At 54.1% G+C, this 22,006-nt stretch carries 22 protein-coding genes; 14 read left to right on the top strand and 8 right to left on the bottom strand.

All coding sequences use genetic code 11. From position 1 onward, the window contains the following. Positions 1-97: 97 nt before the first annotated feature. From B2Q93_RS20150 to B2Q93_RS20185, 8 genes are all read left to right on the top strand, one after another. Positions 98-511 (top strand): DNA polymerase III subunit psi, encoded by a 414-nt coding sequence (locus B2Q93_RS20150; protein ID WP_286934264.1) that lies wholly within the window; start codon positions 98-100, stop codon positions 509-511. Further along, a complete protein-coding gene (gene rimI, locus B2Q93_RS20155; RefSeq protein WP_040077283.1) occupies positions 480-923 on the top strand; it encodes a ribosomal protein S18-alanine N-acetyltransferase in 444 nt (147 codons plus the stop codon). The genes B2Q93_RS20150 and rimI overlap by 32 nt, the downstream gene beginning before the upstream one ends. 16 nt (positions 924-939) lie before the next feature. Next, complete coding sequence (gene yjjG, locus B2Q93_RS20160; protein WP_040077282.1) at positions 940-1,617, top strand: pyrimidine 5'-nucleotidase; 678 nt, start codon at positions 940-942, stop codon at positions 1,615-1,617. A gap of 90 nt (positions 1,618-1,707) precedes the next feature. Then, the gene (gene prfC, locus B2Q93_RS20165; protein ID WP_046885054.1) at positions 1,708-3,297 is read left to right on the top strand and encodes a peptide chain release factor 3; all 1,590 of its coding nucleotides are present in this window, start codon (positions 1,708-1,710) and stop codon (positions 3,295-3,297) included. Positions 3,298-3,601: 304 nt separating this feature from the next. Beyond that, complete coding sequence (osmY, locus tag B2Q93_RS20170; protein WP_046885053.1) at positions 3,602-4,219, top strand: molecular chaperone OsmY; 618 nt, start codon at positions 3,602-3,604, stop codon at positions 4,217-4,219. Between the two features lie 126 nt (positions 4,220-4,345). Next, on the top strand, positions 4,346-4,507 hold the full coding sequence (locus B2Q93_RS20175) for a DUF1328 domain-containing protein (protein WP_046885052.1): 162 nt from the start codon (positions 4,346-4,348) through the stop codon (positions 4,505-4,507). 136 nt (positions 4,508-4,643) lie between these two features. Next, complete coding sequence (locus tag B2Q93_RS20180) at positions 4,644-5,714, top strand: patatin-like phospholipase family protein (protein ID WP_233801893.1); 1,071 nt, start codon at positions 4,644-4,646, stop codon at positions 5,712-5,714. After that, on the top strand, positions 5,711-6,493 hold the full coding sequence (locus B2Q93_RS20185) for a TatD family hydrolase (RefSeq protein ID WP_286934268.1): 783 nt from the start codon (positions 5,711-5,713) through the stop codon (positions 6,491-6,493). The genes B2Q93_RS20180 and B2Q93_RS20185 overlap by 4 nt, the downstream gene beginning before the upstream one ends. Before the next feature lie 97 nt (positions 6,494-6,590). Here the strand turns inward: B2Q93_RS20185 and B2Q93_RS20190 are convergent, their stop codons facing one another. Genes B2Q93_RS20190 through B2Q93_RS20215 form a run of 6 tightly spaced genes read right to left on the bottom strand, consistent with a single transcriptional unit; the run spans position 6,591 to position 12,349 of the window. After that, positions 6,591-6,857: a DUF202 domain-containing protein gene (locus tag B2Q93_RS20190; RefSeq protein ID WP_207292951.1), complete on the bottom strand. Its 267-nt coding sequence runs from the start codon at positions 6,855-6,857 to the stop codon at positions 6,591-6,593. Beyond that, positions 6,854-7,243 carry a YidH family protein gene (locus B2Q93_RS20195; RefSeq protein WP_046885049.1) on the bottom strand — a complete coding sequence of 130 codons (390 nt, stop codon included), beginning with the start codon at positions 7,241-7,243 and terminating at the stop codon, positions 6,854-6,856. The genes B2Q93_RS20190 and B2Q93_RS20195 overlap by 4 nt, the downstream gene beginning before the upstream one ends. Next, positions 7,227-8,108, bottom strand: a complete 882-nt coding sequence (locus B2Q93_RS20200; RefSeq protein ID WP_046885048.1) for a MurR/RpiR family transcriptional regulator — start codon at positions 8,106-8,108, stop codon at positions 7,227-7,229. The genes B2Q93_RS20195 and B2Q93_RS20200 overlap by 17 nt, the downstream gene beginning before the upstream one ends. Before the next feature lie 55 nt (positions 8,109-8,163). Beyond that, complete coding sequence (locus B2Q93_RS20205; RefSeq protein WP_286934271.1) at positions 8,164-9,030, bottom strand: aldose epimerase; 867 nt, start codon at positions 9,028-9,030, stop codon at positions 8,164-8,166. A gap of 2 nt (positions 9,031-9,032) precedes the next feature. Further along, on the bottom strand, positions 9,033-10,793 hold the full coding sequence (locus tag B2Q93_RS20210) for a sulfatase (protein WP_286934273.1): 1,761 nt from the start codon (positions 10,791-10,793) through the stop codon (positions 9,033-9,035). A gap of 14 nt (positions 10,794-10,807) precedes the next feature. Beyond that, on the bottom strand, positions 10,808-12,349 hold the full coding sequence (locus B2Q93_RS20215) for a PTS transporter subunit EIIC (protein ID WP_286934274.1): 1,542 nt from the start codon (positions 12,347-12,349) through the stop codon (positions 10,808-10,810). A gap of 156 nt (positions 12,350-12,505) precedes the next feature. Here B2Q93_RS20215 and B2Q93_RS20220 point away from each other — a divergent pair, with 156 nt between their 5' ends. The 5 genes from B2Q93_RS20220 (at position 12,506) to deoD (ending at position 19,153) form a co-directional block, all read left to right on the top strand. Next, a complete protein-coding gene (locus B2Q93_RS20220; protein ID WP_046885044.1) occupies positions 12,506-13,729 on the top strand; it encodes an anaerobic sulfatase maturase in 1,224 nt (407 codons plus the stop codon). Between the two features lie 1,140 nt (positions 13,730-14,869). Further along, the gene (gene deoC, locus B2Q93_RS20225; protein WP_040077277.1) at positions 14,870-15,649 is read left to right on the top strand and encodes a deoxyribose-phosphate aldolase; all 780 of its coding nucleotides are present in this window, start codon (positions 14,870-14,872) and stop codon (positions 15,647-15,649) included. A 54-nt stretch (positions 15,650-15,703) separates the two neighbouring features. Continuing rightward, a complete protein-coding gene (gene deoA / locus B2Q93_RS20230; protein ID WP_286934277.1) occupies positions 15,704-17,026 on the top strand; it encodes a thymidine phosphorylase in 1,323 nt (440 codons plus the stop codon). A 53-nt stretch (positions 17,027-17,079) separates the two neighbouring features. Next, positions 17,080-18,303 (top strand): phosphopentomutase, encoded by a 1,224-nt coding sequence (gene deoB, locus B2Q93_RS20235; RefSeq protein ID WP_040077275.1) that lies wholly within the window; start codon positions 17,080-17,082, stop codon positions 18,301-18,303. Positions 18,304-18,433: 130 nt separating this feature from the next. Further along, entirely contained in the window at positions 18,434-19,153 is a 720-nt protein-coding gene (gene deoD, locus B2Q93_RS20240) for a purine-nucleoside phosphorylase (RefSeq protein ID WP_040077274.1), read from the top strand. 59 nt (positions 19,154-19,212) lie between these two features. Here deoD and lplA read toward each other — a convergent pair whose 3' ends face one another. Together lplA and B2Q93_RS20250 are read right to left on the bottom strand one after the other, a co-directional pair. Further along, the gene (gene lplA, locus B2Q93_RS20245; RefSeq protein ID WP_040077273.1) at positions 19,213-20,229 is read right to left on the bottom strand and encodes a lipoate--protein ligase LplA; all 1,017 of its coding nucleotides are present in this window, start codon (positions 20,227-20,229) and stop codon (positions 19,213-19,215) included. Positions 20,230-20,267: 38 nt separating this feature from the next. Beyond that, the gene (locus B2Q93_RS20250) at positions 20,268-20,912 is read right to left on the bottom strand and encodes a YtjB family periplasmic protein (protein WP_040077271.1); all 645 of its coding nucleotides are present in this window, start codon (positions 20,910-20,912) and stop codon (positions 20,268-20,270) included. 118 nt (positions 20,913-21,030) lie between these two features. Here B2Q93_RS20250 and serB point away from each other — a divergent pair, with 118 nt between their 5' ends. Next, the gene (serB, locus tag B2Q93_RS20255; protein WP_207292957.1) at positions 21,031-21,999 is read left to right on the top strand and encodes a phosphoserine phosphatase; all 969 of its coding nucleotides are present in this window, start codon (positions 21,031-21,033) and stop codon (positions 21,997-21,999) included. Positions 22,000-22,006 lie beyond the last annotated feature (7 nt).

The following is a 22,006-nucleotide window of genomic DNA, read 5'->3' on the forward strand; positions in this document are numbered from 1 at the left end:
GTTCCTCAATAATCAGTGGCGGCGATTATAGTTGTTTGTTGGCGCAGATTCGACGAGTTTGGTATATTTGCGCGCCTGACAGACAGGAGTTTTCGCAATGACATCCCGACGAGACAGGCAATTACAGCAGCTGGGCATTACCCAGTGGGCGCTGCGCCGCCCGGCGGCATTGCAGGGCGAAATCGCCATCTCCCTCCCTGCGCATGTGCGCCTGGTGATGGTGGCAAATAACCTGCCCGCGCTGAGCGAGCCTTTCGTGACCGATGTCCTTCGCGCCCTGAAGCTGATGCCCGATGAGGTGCTACAGCTCACCCCGGAGCGCGTGGCGATGTTGCCAGAAGGGAGTCGCTGTAACAGCTGGCAGCTCGGCGTGACGGAAGCGATGGCGCTTAACGGCAGCAATCTTGCTACCCCAGCGCTGGACGAACTTAAAGCCAACCCGGCCGCCCTCAGCGCGCTGTGGCAACAAATCTGCGAACATGAACACAATTTCTTCCCTCACGACGACTGATTTAGCGCAGGCGTTTGCCATTGAAAAACGCGCCCACGCCTTTCCGTGGAGTGAAAAAACCTTCGCCAGCAACCAGGGTGAGCGGTATCTGAACTATCGCATGGATGTCGATAGCACTATGGCGGCTTTCGCCATCACGCAGGTTGTTCTGGATGAAGCGACGCTGTTTAACATCGCAGTCGATCCTGCTTTCCAGCGCCGTGGCCTGGGCAGGGCGCTGCTTGAGCACCTTATTCGCGAGCTGGAAACACGAGACGTATTCACGCTGTGGCTGGAAGTACGTGCATCGAACGTCGCCGCCATCGCCCTGTATGAAAGCTTAGGCTTCAACGAGGCGACGATTCGCCGTAACTATTACCCCACTGCAGAAGGACGTGAAGACGCCATCATCATGGCTCTACCGCTTGGATAACTAAAAAGGTTGTAAAATGAACTGGGACTGGATTTTCTTTGATGCCGACGAAACGCTGTTTACTTTCGATTCGTTTGGCGGCTTACAGCGGATGTTTCTGGATTACAGCATCACCTTTACCGCTGAGGATTTTCAGGATTACCAGGCGGTGAACAAACCTTTGTGGGTCGATTACCAGAATGGCGCCATCACTGCGTTACAGCTGCAACATCAGCGTTTTGACCTCTGGGCCGGCCGCCTGAACGTCAGCCCTGGCGTACTGAATGATGCCTTCCTTAATGCGATGGCTGAAATCTGCGCTCCGCTGCCGGGTGCCGTCTCTTTGCTGGATTCATTGAAAGGCAAAGCGAAGCTGGGGATTATCACCAATGGCTTTACAGCACTGCAGCAGATCCGCCTCGAACGCACGGGTCTGCGTGACTACTTTGATGCGCTGGTGATCTCAGAAGAGGTCGGCGTACCAAAACCGGATCCGCGTATTTTTGATTATGCGCTGGAGCTTGCCGGTAATCCGGATCGCGCCCGCGTACTGATGGTGGGCGATACCGCAGAGTCTGATATTCGCGGCGGCATGAACGCCGGGCTGGCTACCTGCTGGCTAAATGCGCACGGTCGCGCGCTGCCTGAAGGCATCGAACCGACCTGGACCGTTACCTCGTTGAGCGAACTGGAGCAGCTCCTGTGTAAACACTGATTGCCTCCCCCCCGTTGATGGGTAAAATAGCCGCAATTTTTCGTATTCATCATGCGTGGCGCTTCGCCGTGCTTACTTAGAAGATTAATTATGACGTTGTCTCCTTATTTGCAGGAGGTGGCCAAGCGCCGCACTTTTGCCATTATTTCTCACCCGGATGCCGGTAAAACCACCATCACCGAAAAGGTGCTGCTGTTCGGACAGGCGATCCAGACCGCCGGTACCGTAAAAGGTCGCGGCTCTAGCCAGCATGCAAAATCTGACTGGATGGAGATGGAAAAGCAGCGTGGTATCTCTATTACCACCTCCGTGATGCAGTTCCCCTATCACGACTGCCTGGTCAACCTGCTGGACACCCCGGGCCACGAAGACTTCTCCGAAGATACTTACCGTACTCTGACGGCGGTGGACTGCTGTCTGATGGTGATCGACGCCGCGAAAGGTGTTGAAGACAGGACCCGTAAGCTGATGGAAGTGACCCGTCTGCGCGATACGCCGATCCTTACTTTCATGAACAAACTCGACCGTGACATCCGCGATCCGATGGAGCTGATGGATGAAGTGGAGAACGAGCTGAAGATCGCCTGTGCGCCTATCACCTGGCCGATTGGCTGCGGGAAGCTGTTCAAAGGGGTGTATCACCTCTATAAAGACGAAACCTACCTCTATCAGACCGGTAAAGGCCACACCATCCAGGAAGTCCGTATCGTGAAGGGGCTGGATAACCCGGATCTGGACGCGGCGGTTGGCGAAGAGCTGGCGGCGCAGCTGCGTGATGAGCTGGAGCTGGTCAAAGGTGCTTCTCACGAGTTCGATAAAGAGCTGTTCCTGAGCGGGGATATCACCCCGGTCTTCTTTGGTACCGCGCTGGGTAACTTTGGCGTAGACCATATGCTCGACGGCCTGGTGGAGTGGGCGCCGAAGCCGATGCCACGTAAAACCGACACCCGTGAAGTGGAAGCGCAGGAGGAGAAATTCACCGGCTTCGTATTTAAAATTCAGGCCAACATGGATCCGAAACACCGTGACCGCGTCGCCTTTATGCGCGTGGTGTCCGGCAAGTACGAAAAGGGCATGAAACTGCGCCAGGTACGTATCGGTAAAGACGTGGTGATCTCCGACGCCCTGACCTTCATGGCGGGCGACCGTTCGCATGTAGAAGAGGCGTATCCGGGTGACATCATTGGTCTGCACAACCACGGTACTATCCAGATTGGCGATACCTTCACCCAGGGTGAAATGATGAAGTTCACCGGTATTCCGAACTTCGCCCCGGAACTGTTCCGCCGTATTCGTCTGCGCGATCCGCTGAAGCAGAAACAGCTGCTCAAAGGGCTGGTCCAGCTCTCCGAAGAGGGTGCGGTACAGGTATTCCGCCCTATCGCCAACAACGATCTGATCGTAGGGGCGGTGGGTGTACTGCAGTTCGACGTGGTGGTTGCCCGTCTGAAGAGCGAGTACAACGTGGAAGCGATTTACGAATCGGTCAACGTCGCGACCGCCCGTTGGGTGGAATGTGCCGATGTGAAGAAATTCGAAGAGTTCAAGCGCAAAAACGAAGTTCAACTGGCGCTGGATGGGGGTGATAACCTCACCTATATCGCGCCAACTATGGTGAACCTGAACCTCACTCAAGAACGTTATCCTGACGTACAGTTCCGCAAAACCCGCGAGCACTAATCCCCTCTCAGAGCACGGCTGTCGCCGTGCTCTGCTTAATTCCCTGCCTTATTAACTCCTTGCGGAATGTTCTTAAATCACCGCGATTTGCTTTTGGTTGTTCATTTTTTCCTCGATTCTGAAAGCGGCGTTAAAATTGTGATCTATATTTAACTCAGTGTTTAACACCGGGTGTGGATGAAAGCTCTGTTCAATGCGTGTTGATAAGTCTCTCATCCTCACCCTGTGTTCTCTCACAATATTAAAGACTGAATCTAAGGGATATTCGTCGCTCGAATAACGAGTAGATAACAGGAGTACATCGATGAATATGAAAAGTGTGAAGATTTCAAAAACCCTGCTGGCCGTCATGTTGGGCAGTGCCCTGGTAAGTGGTTCCGCTCTGGCGGAAGAGACCACCACGGACAAGGCGCAAAACAGCGCGAGCAGCGCAGGTGAAAAAATCGATAGCTCTATGAATAAAGTCGGTAATTTCATGGATGACAGTGCTATCACGGCTAAAGTTAAAGCGGCATTGGTGGATCACGATAATATCAAGAGCACCGATATCTCCGTGAAAACGGAAAAAGCTGTCGTCACCCTGAGTGGCTTCGTTGAAAGCCAGGCACAGGCCGAACAGGCTGTGAAAGTGGCGAAAGAGGTTGAGGGTGTCTCCTCAGTCAGCGACAAACTGCATGTCCGTGATGGCAAAGAGCAGGGCGTTAAAGGCTATGCAGGCGATACTGCAACCACCAGCGAAATCAAAGCTAAACTGTTAGCAGATGACATCGTTCCGTCACGTAAAGTGAAAGTTGAAACTACCGATGGCGTAGTTCAGCTCTCCGGTACGGTTGACTCTCAGGCGCAGGTAGACCGCGCTGAAAGCATCGCGAAAGCGGTTGATGGCGTGAAAAGCGTTAAAAACGACCTGAAATCGAAATAAAAAATCTAAATTCGCCCTTCTGGCTGAGGCCAGAAGGCGAGATCAGAATTACACCTGTAGATATCGCGTGAGCATCTGAGCGCTCAGATTTAGCGGTCGACATTAACTATGGTAAAGGAGAGGCTTATGTTTCGTTGGGGCATTATATTTCTGGTTATCGCGTTAATTGCCGCCGCTCTTGGTTTTGGCGGACTGGCGGGTACCGCGGCTGGCGCGGCGAAAATTGTCTTCGTTGTCGGTATTGTTCTGTTCCTGGTCAGCCTGTTCACCGGACGACGCCGTCCATAGCAACAGCTAATCCGTAACACGGATATACCGGAGCATCTTAAAAGCCAGTCCTTGCGACTGGCTTTTCCCGTTTGAGGAACAGGCCACGTTTGCGTTACTGTGTCCTGACACAATAATTAAAAACAGGAAGGCAGAGGTGGGTCAGCGAATTCCCGTTACGCTCGGCAATATTGCGCCGCTGGCGATAAAACCCTTTCGCCCGGGGCAGATAGCATTAGTCTGCGAAGGCGGGGGGCAGCGTGGCATCTTCACAGCAGGGGTGCTGGATGAGTTTATGCGCGCGCAATTTAACCCCTTCGATCTCTATTTCGGCACCTCTGCGGGTGCGCAAAATCTCTCTGCCTATGTCTGTAATCAGCCCGGTTATGCCCGCAAGGTCATTATGCGCTACACCACCTCGCGGGAGTTTTTTGACCCGGTACGTTTTGTGCGGGGAGGAAATCTGATCGATCTCGACTGGCTACTGGACTCTACCTCTCGTCAAATGCCGCTGGCGATGGACACCGCCGCGAGGCTGTTTGATACCGGTAAGTCTTTCTGGATGTGCGCAAGTCGCAGCGATGACTATACGCCGGGCTATTTTTCCCCGCTGAAAGAGAACTGGCTGGATATTATCCGCGCCTCGAGCGCCATACCGGGTTTCTATCGCAATGGCGCCACGCTGGATGGCATTAACTATCTGGACGGCGGCGTTAGCGATGCCATTCCGGTGCAGGAGGCGGCCCGGCGTGGAGCACAGACAATCGTGGTGATCCGCACGGTTCCCTCCCAGATGTACTACACCCCCCAGTGGTTTAAGCGCATGGAGCGCTGGCTTGGGGAGAGCAGCCTGCAGCCGCTGATGAATCTCGTACATCATCATGAGACGACTTATCACGCGATCCAGCAATTTATCGATAAGCCGCCGGGAAAGGTGCGCGTCATCGAAATCTATCCGCCCAGGCCTTTAAGCAGTATGGCGCTGGGCAGTCGTCTGCCCGCGCTGCGGGAAGATTACAAAACAGGGCGCCAGTGTGGGCGTTATTTTCTGGCCACCCTCGGCAAGCTGCTGGCGGAAAGTCCACCGCTGCGCCGCCATACGCGGCTTATCCCCCCGGCTACGGTGGTGGTACCGCCTGCAACCGTGGCCAACGATGCCGTTACCACGCCGCTGGTGGATATTCCCCAGGCGAACGATACGCTGTTTGATAACGAGGATTTAGCGTGAGTTACCGCTTTGTAGACACCCATTGCCATTTCGATTTTCCCCCGTTTACTGGCGATGAGACGGCCAGCATCGAGAGGGCGGCAAAGGTGGGCGTGGAGGCGATCATCGTGCCCGCTATTCAGGCAGCGCGCTTTGAGCAGGTATTGCAATTAGTAGGCGGGCATCCGGCTCTGTATGCTGCCCTCGGCCTGCATCCTATCGTGATCGAAACCCATCAGGAGCGCGATCTGGAGGTGCTGGAAGCGGCGCTTCAGGCCAGGCCTGAAAAGCTGGTGGCCATCGGCGAGATCGGCCTCGATCTGTATCGCGCTGATCCCCAGTTTGCGCGCCAGGAAGCGATCCTCGAGGCCCAGTTAAAACTGGCAAAACGCTATGAGCTACCGGTGATTCTTCACTCCCGCCGTACTCACGATAAGCTGGCTATGCACCTTAAGCGGCAGGATCTTCCGCGTACCGGGGTGGTGCACGGCTTTGCTGGCAGCCTGCAGCAGGCGCAGCGGTTTATCGACATGGGTTACAAAATTGGCGTCGGCGGCACCATTACCTACCCGCGTGCCAGTAAAACGCGTGATGTGATGGCGCAGCTGCCACTCTCCGCGCTATTGCTGGAGACCGATGCGCCTGACATGCCGCTTAACGGTTTTCAGGGGCAACCGAATCGCCCCGAGCAGGCGGCCCGGGTCTTCGCCACTCTCTGCGAACTGCGAAATGAACCCCCAGAGGTGATCGCCGGGGCGCTGCTGGATAACACCCGCGCGCTCTTTGATCTGCCGCTCTAGAAAGGGTGGTTGCCGTTATACTCATGAGCCTCTTCTGCCTGCGGATGCTGAGGGGGCTGGCGGGTTTACAAGACGATGTTTTTGTTAGCGATTGCGTTCAATCTCTCAGCCCAGCCGCTAATAATAAGAGCGTGCCAGCCGTCACCACGATCAGAGAAATAAAAGCGTATTTCCCGCGACCAAGCCCGCAAAAAAGCGATACCGAGCCACCCATCAAGAGTGTGCCTGCGATTGCATAAAGCACTTCTCCATATTTTCCCCAACCCCGCAGACACAACAGCGCAGGAATAATCATCGACCAGCCTGTTCTTCGCCAGGAAAGTTCGGTCCTTTCCGGCTGAAGGCCGGGATCGCCAGTCGTCATGGTTTTCCCTGCCAGAGCAAGATCCCAAGTGAAACAGAAAGCACAACCATCAAAGCAGAAAGGATTACGAGTGCACGGGTATAAGGTAAATTTGTCGCCAGCCGCATGGCATACTCATTACGTCGCCAGCGGCGCCATGCCATAAATCCCATCAGGGACGCACTTAGCAGAAGCGTTGTCGAGATAGCTATACGTAACTCTCCGGATGAGAGTTGAGGAGAAAATTGTTCAATTCCTACGGCGCCCGCCATCAGCGCAAGTGCCGTGCGGATCCAGGCAAGAAAAGTTCGTTCGTTTGCGAGAGTGAAGCGGTAGTCTGGCGTTTTACCCGCCAGCCACCATTTACCTCTGGGTCGTACGGACGAGACGTTATCCTGTTGACTCACGTTTAATCCTTTCTTTAATTAGCAATTCTTTTATCGACAGTCCGGTTGATGCACTGTCTCGTAGGTTATGGCGTGTCACTTCAGTACATAAGAATTCAATGATGAATAGCTGCGAAATACGCGTAGCAATGGAGTCGCCCTGATAGGGGCCTGCACTGCCGCAGGTTAATAGCCAGGTTTCTGCAAGTTCAGTCAGCGGTGACTGGGGGCTATGCGTGATTGCCAGACGCTGTGCTCCCGCTTTCTTTGCCAGCCTGAATGCGTTGACCACTTCCGGCGTTTCACCGGAATGGGAGAAGGCGATGACCAGATCGTTGGGCTTCAGGTTGGCAAGCTTTAGCGTCATGGTGAAGCGATCGGTATAGGCTTCAGAATCAATACCTTGACGGTTCATTTTGTCTCTCGCTTCCATGGCTGAAAGCCCTGAAGCGCCAAATCCGACAAACAGAACGCGGTTGGCCGTCAATAAGCGCTCCACCACTGGATTAACGACTTTCATATCAAGCAGGCCGATAGTCTCATTGAGGGTGGTTGCCACTGTCATTGAGATCTTCTGCGCTACGTCATTGCGCGTGTCATCCAGAAAAATATCCGGTGAGGTGGGCAAAAGCTGGTCGGTCTCTTCCAGCAACTCGCGCTTCAGGGCTGATTTCAGTTCCAGCAACCCGGTATAACCGATCTTCTTACAAAAACGCACGATCGTGGCTTCGCTGACTGAGATAGCTTCTGCCAGTTTACGCACCGGCATCTGTGCCACCGCTGCGGGCTGCTCAAGAATAAAGCGGGCAATATGTTGGTCAGTTTCACTCAATCCCGACATGATATTGCTGATATAAACCCGAACATTCTCGCGATTAGCGCTCATCGCTACACCTGACCTTAAGCATGATGAATAAGCGGATATTTTGGCAATACCCCGCTCATGCGTCCACCGCAAAACGTAGCTTCACTCTGAATGCCTCGTTTTCATTCGGCTTAAGCTGTCGTATCCCACGCTTGTGAGTTATATCCCCTTTGAATCCTGGGCAATCGGTCGTACCCGCCAGGGGTTCAATGCAGAGTAAATCGGCACCGGGAACTCCCCACAGTGCCAGCCAATCTTGTGTGCCCGTCTCCAGCGACATCACCACGTTACCTTCAGGATTACGGATAAAAATCTGCCGCTGCTGGCAGTTCCCGAAGTAAACGGCCCCTTCGCGAAATGAGGACGGCTCAAGCGGAAAGGTCCCGGTGGTCTGGAATTGCTCTTCTGTGATTAGCGTTCTGTTCCGGGTAAGGAATGGCCCCCGCACCGGATTATCTGCAAACTCAACATGCCAGCCAGGCTGACTGGCTATCGGTAAGGCAAAGCCCGGATGCCAGCCAATGGAGTACCAGAAAGGGCGATCGTCATCATTAAAAACCTGCTGCGATACGCAAACCCTCTCCCTTTCAAGAGTAACTTCATACCTGATACGCCATCGCCAGGGCCATTGTTTCATTGTTTCGGTCGTTGCCATGGCCTCGAGAAGAACATGGTTGTTACCTTTACTGAGACAGGAAAATGTCTGGTGACGTAAAAAACCGTGTGGCGCTAAGGCCAGGAAGTGCCCGTTAACCCTGATTCCGCCCTGAACAAGTCCTCCTACAACAGGAAAAAGCTGTGTGGTGGAATGATTCCAGACGTCAGCTTGTGGTTGCCACAGCCATTCCCCCCCTGTCTGTTTATCACGCAGGCTGCAAAGTTCCCCGCCGAGTGCATTGACTGAGACCTGAAAGCGGTCATTGCCAATCGTCCAGACATTCATGGTTATTCCGTCCTCAACAGCAACCGGGCCTGATAAACCAGCGCCTTATGACGATCGCCCGTAAAGCAGGCATCTATGAGCGCAAACAGATCCTGTTCAACCAACACATGCCCTGCCGGGAAATGGGTGAGTATGGCTTCGGCAGCCAGACCCTGTTCCTTTGCCGCAGTAAGGATGAAGCGCAAGGCTTCTTCCACACCATGATGTTCACAGCGATACTCTTTGCCAGTCCATAAGGTCTGCTTTGCCCAGCGCTCGGCAAAGGCGCGTTCTCGCTCAGGCACTAATGGGTCTAACTCAAAACGCGTGTAAAGCTCAGAGGGTGCGTCATGACGCCGCATCTCTTCAGCAATGGCGCTGGCAAACTGAAGCGTCCGTTTCTCATCGTGCAGAGAGTGCATCTGTCGGGGATCGTTTTTCAGATCGAAGAACTTATCTCCAAAACGCCATGGGTTAAGGTAGCCAAAGGTTGCAGGGATCTGCATGACCTGAGCCCCCAGGGTGAAATCGAAACCGGGATGGATACGGATATCAGTGAGTTCGCTAGTTTTAAACATGCTGTCGATACGCGTTGGCATCAGGGTATATTCGTACAGGTTCTCCTTGCCGGCCTCGCGAGGGCATCGCATGTAAACGTAATTGCCATCAGTAATGTTGATGTGCCCACCGAAATAGCCAAACATTGCATAATCCCTGATCGGGGTATCATCTTGTACGGCAGGAAGAAGAGGTTTACCGGTCATAGATGGCGGACGGGTAACGTCAAAGTAGTCCAGCAGGGTAGCCGGGATATCCACGGTTTGCGCCAGCGCGCTACGGCGTACGCCCTCTGCCTTACAGCGCGGATGGCGTATAAAGAACGGCGTATTGGCGATTTCATTGTAAACCGGCATGATATTTTTGCCCCACCACTGGTGTTCACCCAGCAGGAAGCCATGATCGGTGCAGACGATAAATAGGGTATCTTCCCAGAGATTGAGCGCCTTAAGCTTATCCATCACCTGCCCGAGGTAGTCATCACACATTGTGATGAGCGCCTGGTAAAATTTTCGGACCTTATCGTCGTCTTTACCGCCTGGCGAACCGCAGTAGTAAGGCACCCAGCCATCGAACTCATCCGGCGTGCAACCGTACTGCGCGAGATATTTTTCGGGCACAAAGAATGGCTCATGGGGATCGAAACACTCTATTTGCAGGAACCAGTTATCCTGGTGCTGATTCACATCGAGGAACTCCAGGCCAGCGCTGATGGTGCGATGCGTGAAATGCTCTTCCTGCGTGGGCATTGCGGCACGATTGATAAGATCCTGAGTCATTCGGCCACTGCGGCGACGAAGCGTCTCTTCATCCTCCATGCCCTGCCAGTTAATCGCCGGTTTCTCAACCTGACCTTTCCAGCAATCGCCTTCCTGACCCCGGATAAATTCAAAGGTGGAATAACGCGTATGGTAGGTTGCGCCGCCATCACGCCAGTAATGTTTGTGGTCGGTTACCATATGGGTGTGGACACCGGCCTGCTTCAAAGCCTGAAACGTCGAGAAATCGAAGGGCTCTATAGGACCCCAGCTGCGATGAAGGAAATTGTAACGGCCAGTGTGGAGTTCACGCCGGGCAGGCATACAAGGCATGCTGCCAACGTAGAAATTATCAAACTGTACAGATTCGTTTGCCAGCCGGGTAAAGTTAGGGGTGATGGCATCGCCCCCATAGGGGGCGAGATGGTTACGCGTCAACGTATCAAACATTAACATTACAGCTTTCATAAGACGTCTCTTCTTTATGAACCGATAAACTCTTCTACTTCATTCTTAATCAGGGTTACATGCGGGCCGTAGACTACCTGTACCCCCTCTCCACGGACGAAGGCGCCACGGCTACCTAACTGTTTGAAGGCTTCTACTGTTACCCGCTGCGGATCTTTTACCGTGATGCGCAGGCGCGTAGCGCAGCAGTCCACATCCACAATATTTTCACGTCCACCTAAAGCCTGAACGATGCCTTCAGCTCTCTCGTTACCGGCAAGCGTGGATGCCGGTTGTTCCTCTTCCGATTCCTCTTCACGGCCCGGCGTTCTGAGCTGTAACCACTTAATCAACGCGCGGAAGCTGAAGTAGTAGAGACAGAACATGACGAGCCCAAGCGGCAGCATCAGTACCCAGTTTGTCTTTGCATTGCCCTGCAGTACACCAAACAACAGGAAGTCAATGAGCCCACCAGAGAAGGTCTGACCGACGGTAATTTGCAGGATATGCGTCAACATAAATGCCACGCCGGTCAGAACAATATGTACGCCATAGAGCAGTGGCGCACAGAACATGAACGCAAATTCAAGTGGCTCGGTGATACCGGTGACAAAGGCAGTCAGCGCAGCAGACAGCATCAGGCTGGCGACCTTTCTTTTGTTCTCTGGACGTGCGGAATGGTAAATAGCCAGCGCTGCACCCGGTAAACCAAACATAAAGTCGGCGAAGCGGCCCGCCATGAAGCGTGAAACGCCGATGTAATATTGCGTGACAGAGGGATCGGCCAACTGAGCAAAGAAGATTTTCTGCGTGCCTTGTACTATCTGCCCGTTGACCATTTGTTCCCCACCTACGCTGGTTAGCCAGAAAGGCAGATAAAACAGGTGATGCAGACCAAGCGGAATGAGGCATTTGAGGATCATGCCGTAGATGAGTGTACCGACGTAGCCAGTCTTTTCGACCAGCCCGCCAAGGTGGGTAATGCCCATCTGAATATGCGGCCAGATCCAGAAAAGAGCCACCCCGAGGAAGATGGCGAAGAAAGAGGTTACGATAGGGACGAAACGTGAACCGCTAAAGAAGGCCAGCAGATTAGGAAGCTGCGTTTTCCCGAAGCGTTTCTGCACCCAGAACGCCAGGAGCCCACTCAGGATACCTCCCATGACCCCAGTCTGTAAGGTCGTGATACCCATTACGCTTGCCTGACCTGCCGCCGCCAGATTCTCTGTCGCCAGTGTGCCTGACAGTAACAGTGAGGCATTGATCGCCTTGTTCATCACGATAAAGCACAGCACTGCAGCAAGACCGGCGGTGCCTTTATCACTTCGGGCCATACCTACGGCTATCCCTACAGCAAACAGCAGGGACAGATTATCGAAGACCACGCTGCCGCATAGCTTCATGACCGTAAAGATCGCCTGAATAATCTCGCTGTTCAGTACGGGATAGGTAGCTATGGTAACCGGATTAGTGAAAACGCCGCCGAACCCCAGAAGCAGGCCTGCCGCGGGCAGGACAGCAATCGGCAGCATAAACGATTTACCCAGATTTTGTGCTCCGGCAAACAGTTTGCTCATAAAGACCCCTGATGTTGGTGTTATGAAGTTTATATTTCATGTTATATTTGTTTTTGAGAAATATATGTTTCGATCCTTTTTGTACAAAGTCAAAACACGTCAGCAAAAGAGTGAACTCTGTCACTAAATTTCCCGGCGTGATTTTCAGGAGTGCATATGAACAAACCCTTTCACCTTATGGCTAAGTCAGTCAGTTTTCAGTGCAATATCGCCTGCGACTACTGTTTTTATCTGGAGAAAGAAGAGGGAACACTCAAACCTCGTAAAGCTGCCCGTCATATGGACGATAGCACTCTGGAGGCTTATGTCCGGCAGTACATCGAATCAAACCCAGCCCCGGAAGTAGAGTTTACCTGGCAGGGTGGGGAGCCCACCCTTGCCGGTATCGCCTTTTATCAAAAGGCTCTGGAATTGCAAAAAAAGTTTGCTGGCACGAAACGCATTACCAACAGTATTCAGACTAACGGCGTGCTAATTGACGAGCAATGGGCTGAATTTTTGGCGAGAAATCGCTTCCTGGTGGGACTCTCCATAGACGGGCCGGCATGGCTACACGATCGGTATCGTAAGACTCGCAGCCAGCAATCGGTCTTTGATAAGGTGCTACGCGCTATGAGGCTGCTACAAAAGTATCGCGTTGAGGTGAATGTACTCACAGTCGTAAACAATGTAACGGCCGAGCACCCGCAAGAAATCTACGATTTCCTGACTCAGGAGTTGAAAGCGGAATTTGTTCAATTCATTCCTGCCGTAGAACAACGCGCTGTTGATAAAAAATACGGTGAATTATTGTATCCGCAGACGCTCAAAGGTTCTGTCACCGAGTGGTCGGTCTCAGGTGAACAATACGGACAATTTATGAAGGGGGTGTTTGATCGCTGGGTGCGAAAGGATGTCGGTCGGGTGTACGTTCAGATGTTTGACAGCGCTTTGGCTGCCTGGCTTGGAGAGAAACCGTCGTTGTGTGTCATGCAGTCATCGTGCGGGTTCGGTCTGGTGGTAGAGCAAAACGGTGATGTCTACAGCTGCGACCACTATGTCTATCCTGAACATCGGCTGGGAAACGTCAGGCGAGATAATCTGGCCAGGATGGTCGCCAGTAAACAACAGCGCAAATTTGGTCTGGCAAAAACAGAGGTTAGTGCAGAGTGTATGCGTTGTGAGTGGCGCTTTGCCTGCCATGGCGGCTGCCCAAAACACCGTATCCATAAGAGTGGAGAGCGCTGGCACAATCATCTTTGCGCGGGCTATAAAGCCATTTTTAGCCACATGGATCCTTACATGCGGTATATGGCTGATCAAATAAAAGCTCAGCAACCACCGGCCAGGGTTATGCAGGTTATTGATTCGATTGGCGCCTCTGAATCCATATCGAAATAATCAATTCTGACGAAGAGGAGCGTCTCACTCTTATCTCTGTAATGTCACGGAAGAGGTTATTTTAACGTGCCGGGTCGGTCACCTTTGTGGATAAAATAACAGCCCCTTCAATTGTGTAGCCCGTCGGGAATAGTCTCTTTACACCTGCGAACACGAACGACCAGTAACACGGCATCGACTACTTCAACGTCCCGACTACATGGCAACGCGTCCCGAATATTACCCGCTTGCTCTCAGCGAGACGGGTTCCATAACGTTCATTTTATAGCCAGTCGGGCCGCTCACCTTTTCCAGAACGCTATTATCAATAAAGCCAGCGTGTGCGTAGAGATCAACACTGCGCACCGGTGATTTTAGGGTGCAAAGAACAGCCGTACGACAGCGAGTTGTAACAAATGACGGTACTGGCATGTTTTTGTGACTATTTTACCATTTTTCGACATCAGGGGTGTCATGTTTGCTGGCTACACAAAGATGGTTGCCCGCATCCCATCGTCAAACATTCGCGGCGTTCTGCCGATAATTATCTTCTGTCAAAGTGGACGTTAATGGCTGGGTGTCCGCTTCTTACCGTATTTTTCTCAGATGTAAGGTCTGTTTTCTCTACCGATCTTCATACCTATAAAAGCTTTCGACAGCATCAGAACGGTACAAGGTTTAAGACGACGATAGATTGTTTTTTGTGTTATAATTATAACATTCTGTTCGCCGTCGTTTACCAGCATGTTAGATGGAAGAGGCTGCTAAAAGCCAATGAGCCGCGAGAAGGCATAGTCAAAGCTTCCTCCTTCCGGTTCCAGCTATTTTGGCCGTTATAGAAGGCTTGTCACACTTAGCTGGCAACGTTATTGCAGGCCACTGAATAGGATGAGGGGCATAACTGCATCCTTAATCTGACTGTCTGGCATGAGCCACCTGGAGAGAGCGTGTGGCGGCTGGTTTTTAAAAACTACGCGTCTGCCTGACGTCGTCCTCAGCCGTCAGGGTGAGATTGTTTGAACTGGATCTCATTACAGTAATGCAAATTTGTATGCAGTTTTCATTAACTGTGATGAATGTCGAAGTGTATATGCGGGCGGATGTTAGAATATTCACAGACCCGCAAGGTGAAATTTTACGGCAAAGCCGTTGGAGACTGATATGACCGATTTAACCGCAAGCAGCCTGCGCGCGTTGAAACTGATGGATCTGACTACCCTGAATGACGACGACACTAATGAAAAAGTGATCGCCCTGTGTCATCAGGCCAAGACCCCGGTGGGGACTACCGCTGCCGTCTGTATCTATCCACGTTTTATCCCGATTGCGCGTAAAACGCTGAAAGAGCAGGGCACGCCGGAAGTTCGCATAGCGACCGTTACCAACTTCCCGCACGGGAACGACGACATTGAGATCGCGCTGGCCGAAACCCGCGCTGCCATTGCCTACGGTGCTGACGAAGTGGATGTGGTCTTCCCGTATCGCGCGCTGATTGCTGGCAACGAGCAGGTCGGTTTTGACCTGGTGAAAGCCTGTAAAGAGGCCTGTGCCGCGGCAAACGTGCTGCTGAAAGTGATCATCGAAACCGGCGAGCTGAAAGAAGAGGCGCTGATTCGTAAAGCGTCTGAAATCGCGATCAAAGCGGGCGCCGATTTCATCAAAACCTCTACCGGTAAAGTGCCGGTGAACGCAACCCCGGAAAGCGCGCGCATCATGATGGAAGTGATCCGCGACATGGGTGTTGAAAAAACCGTCGGCTTCAAACCGGCTGGCGGCGTGCGTACCGCAGAAGACGCCCAGCAGTTCCTCGCCATTGCCGATGAACTCTTTGGCGCAGAGTGGGCGGATTCCCGTCACTACCGTTTCGGCGCATCCAGCCTGCTGGCAAGCCTGCTGAAAGCGCTGGGTCATGGCGACGGTAAGAGCGCCAGCAGCTACTAAGTATGAATTGCCGGGTGACGCGTTGCGCTCCCGGCCTATTTTCGGGAGGTTACCGTGTTTCTCGCACAAGAAATTATTCGTAAAAAACGTGATGGTCAGGCCTTAAGCGACGAAGAGATCCGCTTCTTTATCAACGGCATTCGCGATAACACCATCTCTGAAGGGCAGATTGCCGCCCTTGCGATGACCATCTTCTTCCACGATATGTCTATGCCTGAGCGCGTGTCGCTGACCATGGCGATGCGGGATTCAGGAACGGTGCTGGACTGGAAAAGCCTTAACCTTAACGGCCCGATCGTCGATAAACATTCCACTGGCGGAGTCGGTGACGTCACCTCCCTGATGCTGGGCCCGATGGTGGCAGCCTGCGGCGGTTACATCCCGATGATCTCCGGGCGTGGCCTGGGTCATACCGGCGGTACGCTCGACAAACTGGAAGCCATTCCGGGCTTCGATATCTTCCCGGATGACAATCGTTTCCGCGATATTATTAAAGACGTTGGCGTGGCGATTATCGGCCAGACCAGTTCGCTTGCGCCAGCGGACAAGCGTTTCTACGCCACCCGCGATATTACCGCCACCGTGGACTCCATCCCACTGATTACCGCCTCTATTCTGGCGAAAAAGCTGGCGGAAGGGCTGGATGCGCTGGTGATGGACGTGAAGGTGGGTAGCGGCGCCTTTATGCCAACCTATGAGCTCTCTGAAGCGCTTGCCGAAGCGATCGTTGGCGTCTCCAACGGCGCGGGCGTCCGCACCACCGCACTGCTGACCGATATGAACCAGGTGCTGGCCTCCAGCGCGGGTAACGCCGTCGAAGTGCGTGAAGCGGTGCAGTTCCTGACCGGAGAGTACCGTAACCCACGTCTGCTCGACGTGACCATGGCGCTGTGCGTCGAGATGTTAATCTCCGGCAAGCTTGCCAAAGACGATGCAGAGGCGCGGACGAAGCTGCAGGCGGTGCTGGACAACGGCAAAGCGGCCGAGATCTTTGGCCGGATGGTTGCCGCGCAAAAAGGGCCAACCGACTTCGTCGAAAACTATGCCAAATACCTGCCGACGGCGACGCTCAGCAAAGCCGTGTATGCGGATACCGAAGGCTTCGTCTCAGCGATGGACACCCGCGCGCTTGGCATGGCGGTCGTCTCGATGGGTGGCGGTCGCCGTCAGGCCTCGGACACTATTGATTACAGCGTCGGTTTCACCGACATGGCCCGCCTGGGTGACAGCGTTGACGGGCAACGTCCGCTGGCGGTGATCCACGCGAAAGATGAAGCCAGCTGGCAGGAAGCGGCGAAGGCGGTGAAAGCGGCAATTTGCCTTGACGATAAAGCGCCGGAAACCACGCCGACGGTCTATCGCCGTGTCACTGAATAGCGGTATACTGATCTGATCACTCATTTTTGAAGCACTACGTACGGAGAACAATTATGAAACGTGCATTTATTATGGTGCTGGACTCATTCGGCATCGGCGCAACCGAAGATGCAGAACGTTTTGGTGACGTGGGTTCCGATACCCTGGGTCACATCGCTGAAGCCTGCGCAAAAGGCGAAGCGGACAACGGTCGTAAAGGCCCTCTGACTCTGCCAAACCTGACCCGCCTGGGCCTGGTGAAGGCCCACGAAGGCGCGACGGGCAAAATCGCCGCCGGTATGGACGGTAACGCGGAAGTGGTGGGCGCCTATGCCTGGGCGCACGAGCTCTCTTCCGGTAAAGATACCCCGTCAGGCCACTGGGAAATCGCCGGTGTGCCAGTTCTGTTCGACTGGGGCTATTTCTCCGATCACGAAAACAGCTTCCCGCAGGAGCTGCTGGATAAACTGGTTAAGCGCGCTAACCTGCCGGGTTACCTTGGTAACTGCCACTCCTCCGGTACCGTGATTCTGGACCAGCTTGGCGAAGAGCATATGAAAACCGGTAAGCCGATTTTCTATACCTCCGCTGACTCCGTGTTCCAGATTGCCTGCCACGAAGAGACGTTTGGCCTGGATAAACTTTACGAGCTGTGCGAAATCGCCCGTGAAGAGCTGACCGAAGGCGGCTACAACATTGGCCGCGTCATCGCGCGTCCGTTTATCGGCGATAAAGCGGGTAACTTCCAGCGTACCGGCAACCGTCACGATCTGGCCGTAGAGCCACCGGCACCAACCGTGCTGCAAAAACTGGTCGACGAGAAAGACGGCCAGGTGGTTTCCGTGGGTAAAATCGCAGATATCTACGCCAACTGCGGCATCACCAAAAAAGTGAAAGCCACCGGTCTGGACGCGCTGTTTGATGCCACCATCAAAGAGATGAAAGAGGCGGGCGATAAAACCATTGTCTTCACTAACTTCGTAGACTTTGACTCCTCCTGGGGCCACCGTCGCGACGTTGCAGGCTACGCCGGTGGGCTGGAGTTATTCGACCGTCGTCTGCCTGAGCTGATGGAGTTGGTGGGTGAGGACGACATTCTGATCCTGACCGCTGACCACGGCTGTGACCCAACCTGGACCGGTACCGACCACACCCGTGAGCACATTCCGGTGCTGGTGTACGGCCCGAAAGTGAAACCAGGCTCTCTGGGACACCGTGAAACTTTCGCGGATATTGGCCAGACCATCGCGAAATACTTTGGTACGTCCGACATGGAATATGGCAAGGCCATGTTCTGATGTGACAGGGGTGCGGCCTGATGCCGGCACCCCGGCCCTCTCACATAATAAACAAGGGTGCGGTCTGATGCCCTCACCCCAACCCTCTCCTACAGGGAGAGGGAAAATCTCAATGAAAAGGAACTGAAAGATGGCAACTCCTCACATTAATGCAGAAATGGGTGATTTCGCTGACGTCGTATTGATGCCGGGCGACCCGCTGCGCGCTAAGCACATTGCTGAAACTTTCCTGGAAGATGTGCGTGAAGTGAACAACGTTCGCGGCATGCTCGGCTTCACCGGTACCTATAAGGGCCGCAAAATCTCTGTTATGGGTCACGGTATGGGTATCCCATCCTGCTCCATCTACACCAAAGAGCTGATCACCGATTTCGGCGTGAAGAAGATTATCCGCGTGGGCTCCTGCGGCGCCGTGCGTATGGACGTTAAGCTGCGCGATATCGTCATCGGTATGGGCGCCTGCACCGACTCCAAAGTCAACCGTATGCGTTTCAAAGATCACGACTTTGCCGCCATCGCGGACTTCGATATGGTGCGTAACGCGGTAGACGCGGCGAAAAACCTGGGCGTGGATGCGCGCGTGGGCAACATCTTCTCCGCAGACCTGTTCTACTCTCCGGACGGTGAAATGTTCGACGTGATGGAGAAGTACGGCATTCTGGGCGTGGAAATGGAAGCGGCGGGCATCTACGGCGTCGCGGCGGAATTTGGTGCCAAAGCGCTGACCATCTGCACCGTGTCTGACCACATCCGTACCCACGAGCAGACCACTGCCGCTGAGCGTCAGACCACCTTTAATGACATGATTAAAATCGCGCTGGAATCCGTTCTGCTGGGCGATAAAGCCTAATCATCTCGTCCTCCCTCTCCCTTTGGGAGAGGGCTGGAATGCGGTTATCAGACCGCCCGTTACCGTACTGCCCGCGCAATCCACGTCGATAACTCCCGCAACTCTTTCTCTTGCTCCGGGAAATCCCCTAACAACGCATCGCACGCCTGCTGCAGGATATCGGCTCGGTACAGACAGCCCTGTAAACGCGCCGCCAATGCTTCCAGCGGGGCCGGATTCAGGCTATCGGTAAAGACCTGCGTGCGGGTAATATGCCCTTTTTCAACATCGAAATGCAGCTCCACGCCGCCCCAGGTAAAGCGCTCATCCAGCAGATGGGAGAATGCCGGCGCCTGACCGAAATTCCACTCCCAGCTGCTCTGGCGGGCAAAAGTCTCAGCGAAATTGGGCAGATCCGGCGTTTTGTCCGGTGAGATCACTTCTGCTTCCACGCGCTCGCCGTAATAGGCGAAAAACGCCTCGCGCACGGCGTCGCAAATCTGCTGATGAGTGATCCCCGGCAGCAGCTCCACCAGATTCGCCACGCGGCCACGCACCGAGGTAATCCCCTTAGCCTGTAGCTTTTTCTTGTCCGGATTGAGGTAATTTGCCAGACGGCTCAGATCGGCATTCAATAGCAGCGTGCCGTGGTGGAAGCCCCGATCTTTGGTCTCCCGGTAGGCAGATCCGGACACTTTGCGGTCGCCCTCCGCGGTTTTCACCACCAGATCGTTACGACCCGAGGCTTCTGCTGTCACGCCCAGCGAATTGAGCGCATTGAGCACGATGGCGGTCGAGATCGTTTTGTCATACTCCGGTTTACCCGCCATAAAGGTAAAGCAGGTGTTACCCAGGTCGTGAAACACCGCGCCGCCGCCGCTGCTCCGGCGCGCCAGGCGCACGTTGTCCTCTTCCATGCGCCGGGTGTTGCACTCCTTCCAGGGGTTTTGCGCCCGACCAATGACCACCGTATCGGCGTTACGCCACAGGAACAGCACGCGCTGGGTGGCGGGCATCTGGCGGAAGATGCACTCTTCCACCGCAAGGTTAAACCAGGGATCGTATGAATCTGAGATAAGCAGGCGTAATGTAGACATGCAGATTTCCTTTTCTGAAAGGGGAGTCAACTGTACCACTACTCTTTCTTTTCGCTCTCTTCCTCTTCCGGCACCGATTTACTGGCGGTCAGCAGGAAGGGCGATTGTTGCCAGCGGGTACGTTTCCCTTGCAACAGGGTTCGCGTCAGCACCACGCCGATTGCCAGCGACAGCAGCAACATCAGGCGCAGAATGTTAGTGGTGTTATCCACCTGCTTGGCCTCGGTTGCCAGCGTGTGGGTATCGAGGGTCAGGCGCAGGTAACCCAGCGGACCGTTTTTCCCCTGGATCGGCTCAACAATCTGCTGGTTAAAATATCCGCCCGCTTTTTTGCCATCCAGCGCCAGTCGGTCACGCACCTCGACGTGCTCGCCGGAGCGGGCAACCAGTTCGCCAGATTCGTCGTAAATGCTGGCATCCAGGATGCGGCTCTCTTCGGTTAACACCCGCAATACCTGGCTGATACGTTTTTCATCGGGCGTTTCGGTACGCATCATCGGGGCGACATTCAGCGATACCTGTCGCGCCAGCGTGCGGGCCAGCTCTTCAAGCTGGGGATTCCGTTGTCGTTGATGGTTCTGGCTGAACCACGACGCTCCCTGCATCAACGCCACTAACAGGGCGAGACAGGAGAGGACAATCACGGCACGGTGAAGCCGGAATTTCAGTTTTGCGCGAGCCATATTCCACCTGCTGAAAATTTTCGGCTTAATGTTGCCAGAAGTGATGGTTACAAGGTAGCCTCATGCGTTATTTTCCCCCTGGATGATTCCCGGCGCGAACGATTTTACAGGAGCTTTAATGCCAAACATTACCTGGTGCGACCTGCCTAATGATGTCTCTCTCTGGCCAGGATTGCCGCTCTCTCTCAGTGGCGATGAGGTAATGCCACTGGATTACCACGCTGGCCGTAGCGGCTGGCTGCTGTACGGACGCGGCCTGGATAAACAGCAACTGACGAAATATCAGCGCAAGCTGGGCGCGGCGATGGTTATCGTTGCGGCCTGGTGCGTAGAAGATTATCAGGTCATCCGTCTGGCGGGCTCCTTAACGCAGCGCGCCACGCGCCTGGCACATGATGCCGGGATGGACGTTGCGCCGCTGGGGAAAATCCCGCATCTGAAAACGCCGGGCCTGCTGGTGATGGATATGGATTCAACGGCTATCCAGATTGAGTGTATCGACGAGATCGCCAAACTGGCGGGGACCGGCGAAATGGTGGCAGAAGTCACTGAGCGCGCGATGCGCGGTGAGCTGGACTTTACCGCCAGCCTGAAACAGCGCGTAGCCACCCTGAAAGATGCCGATGCCAATATCCTGATGCAGGTGCGTGAAACGCTGCCGCTGATGCCAGGGTTGACGCAGTTAGTGCTCAAGCTGGAGACGCTCGGCTGGAAAGTGGCTATCGCGTCTGGCGGCTTTACCTTCTTTGCTGACTATCTGCGCGATAAACTGCGTCTTGACGCGGTGGTGGCGAACGAACTGGAGATCCGGGACGGTAAACTCACCGGCCAGGTGATCGGCGATATCGTGGATGCCCAGTACAAAGCGAACACCTTGCTGAGTCTGGCAGAGAAATACGCCATACCCTTCGAGCAAACCGTGGCTATCGGCGACGGCGCGAACGATCTGCCAATGATTAAAGCGGCAGGGCTGGGCGTGGCATACCATGCCAAGCCAAAAGTTAATGAAAAGACGGAAGTGACTATCCGTCATGCTGACCTGATGGGGGTGTTCTGCATCCTCTCCGGTAGCCTGAACCAGAAATAACGAGGTA

This window comes from Leclercia sp. UBA5958, assembly GCF_002430365.1.
In the GTDB taxonomy this organism is placed as follows: Bacteria; Pseudomonadota; Gammaproteobacteria; order Enterobacterales; family Enterobacteriaceae; genus Enterobacter; species Enterobacter pneumoniae.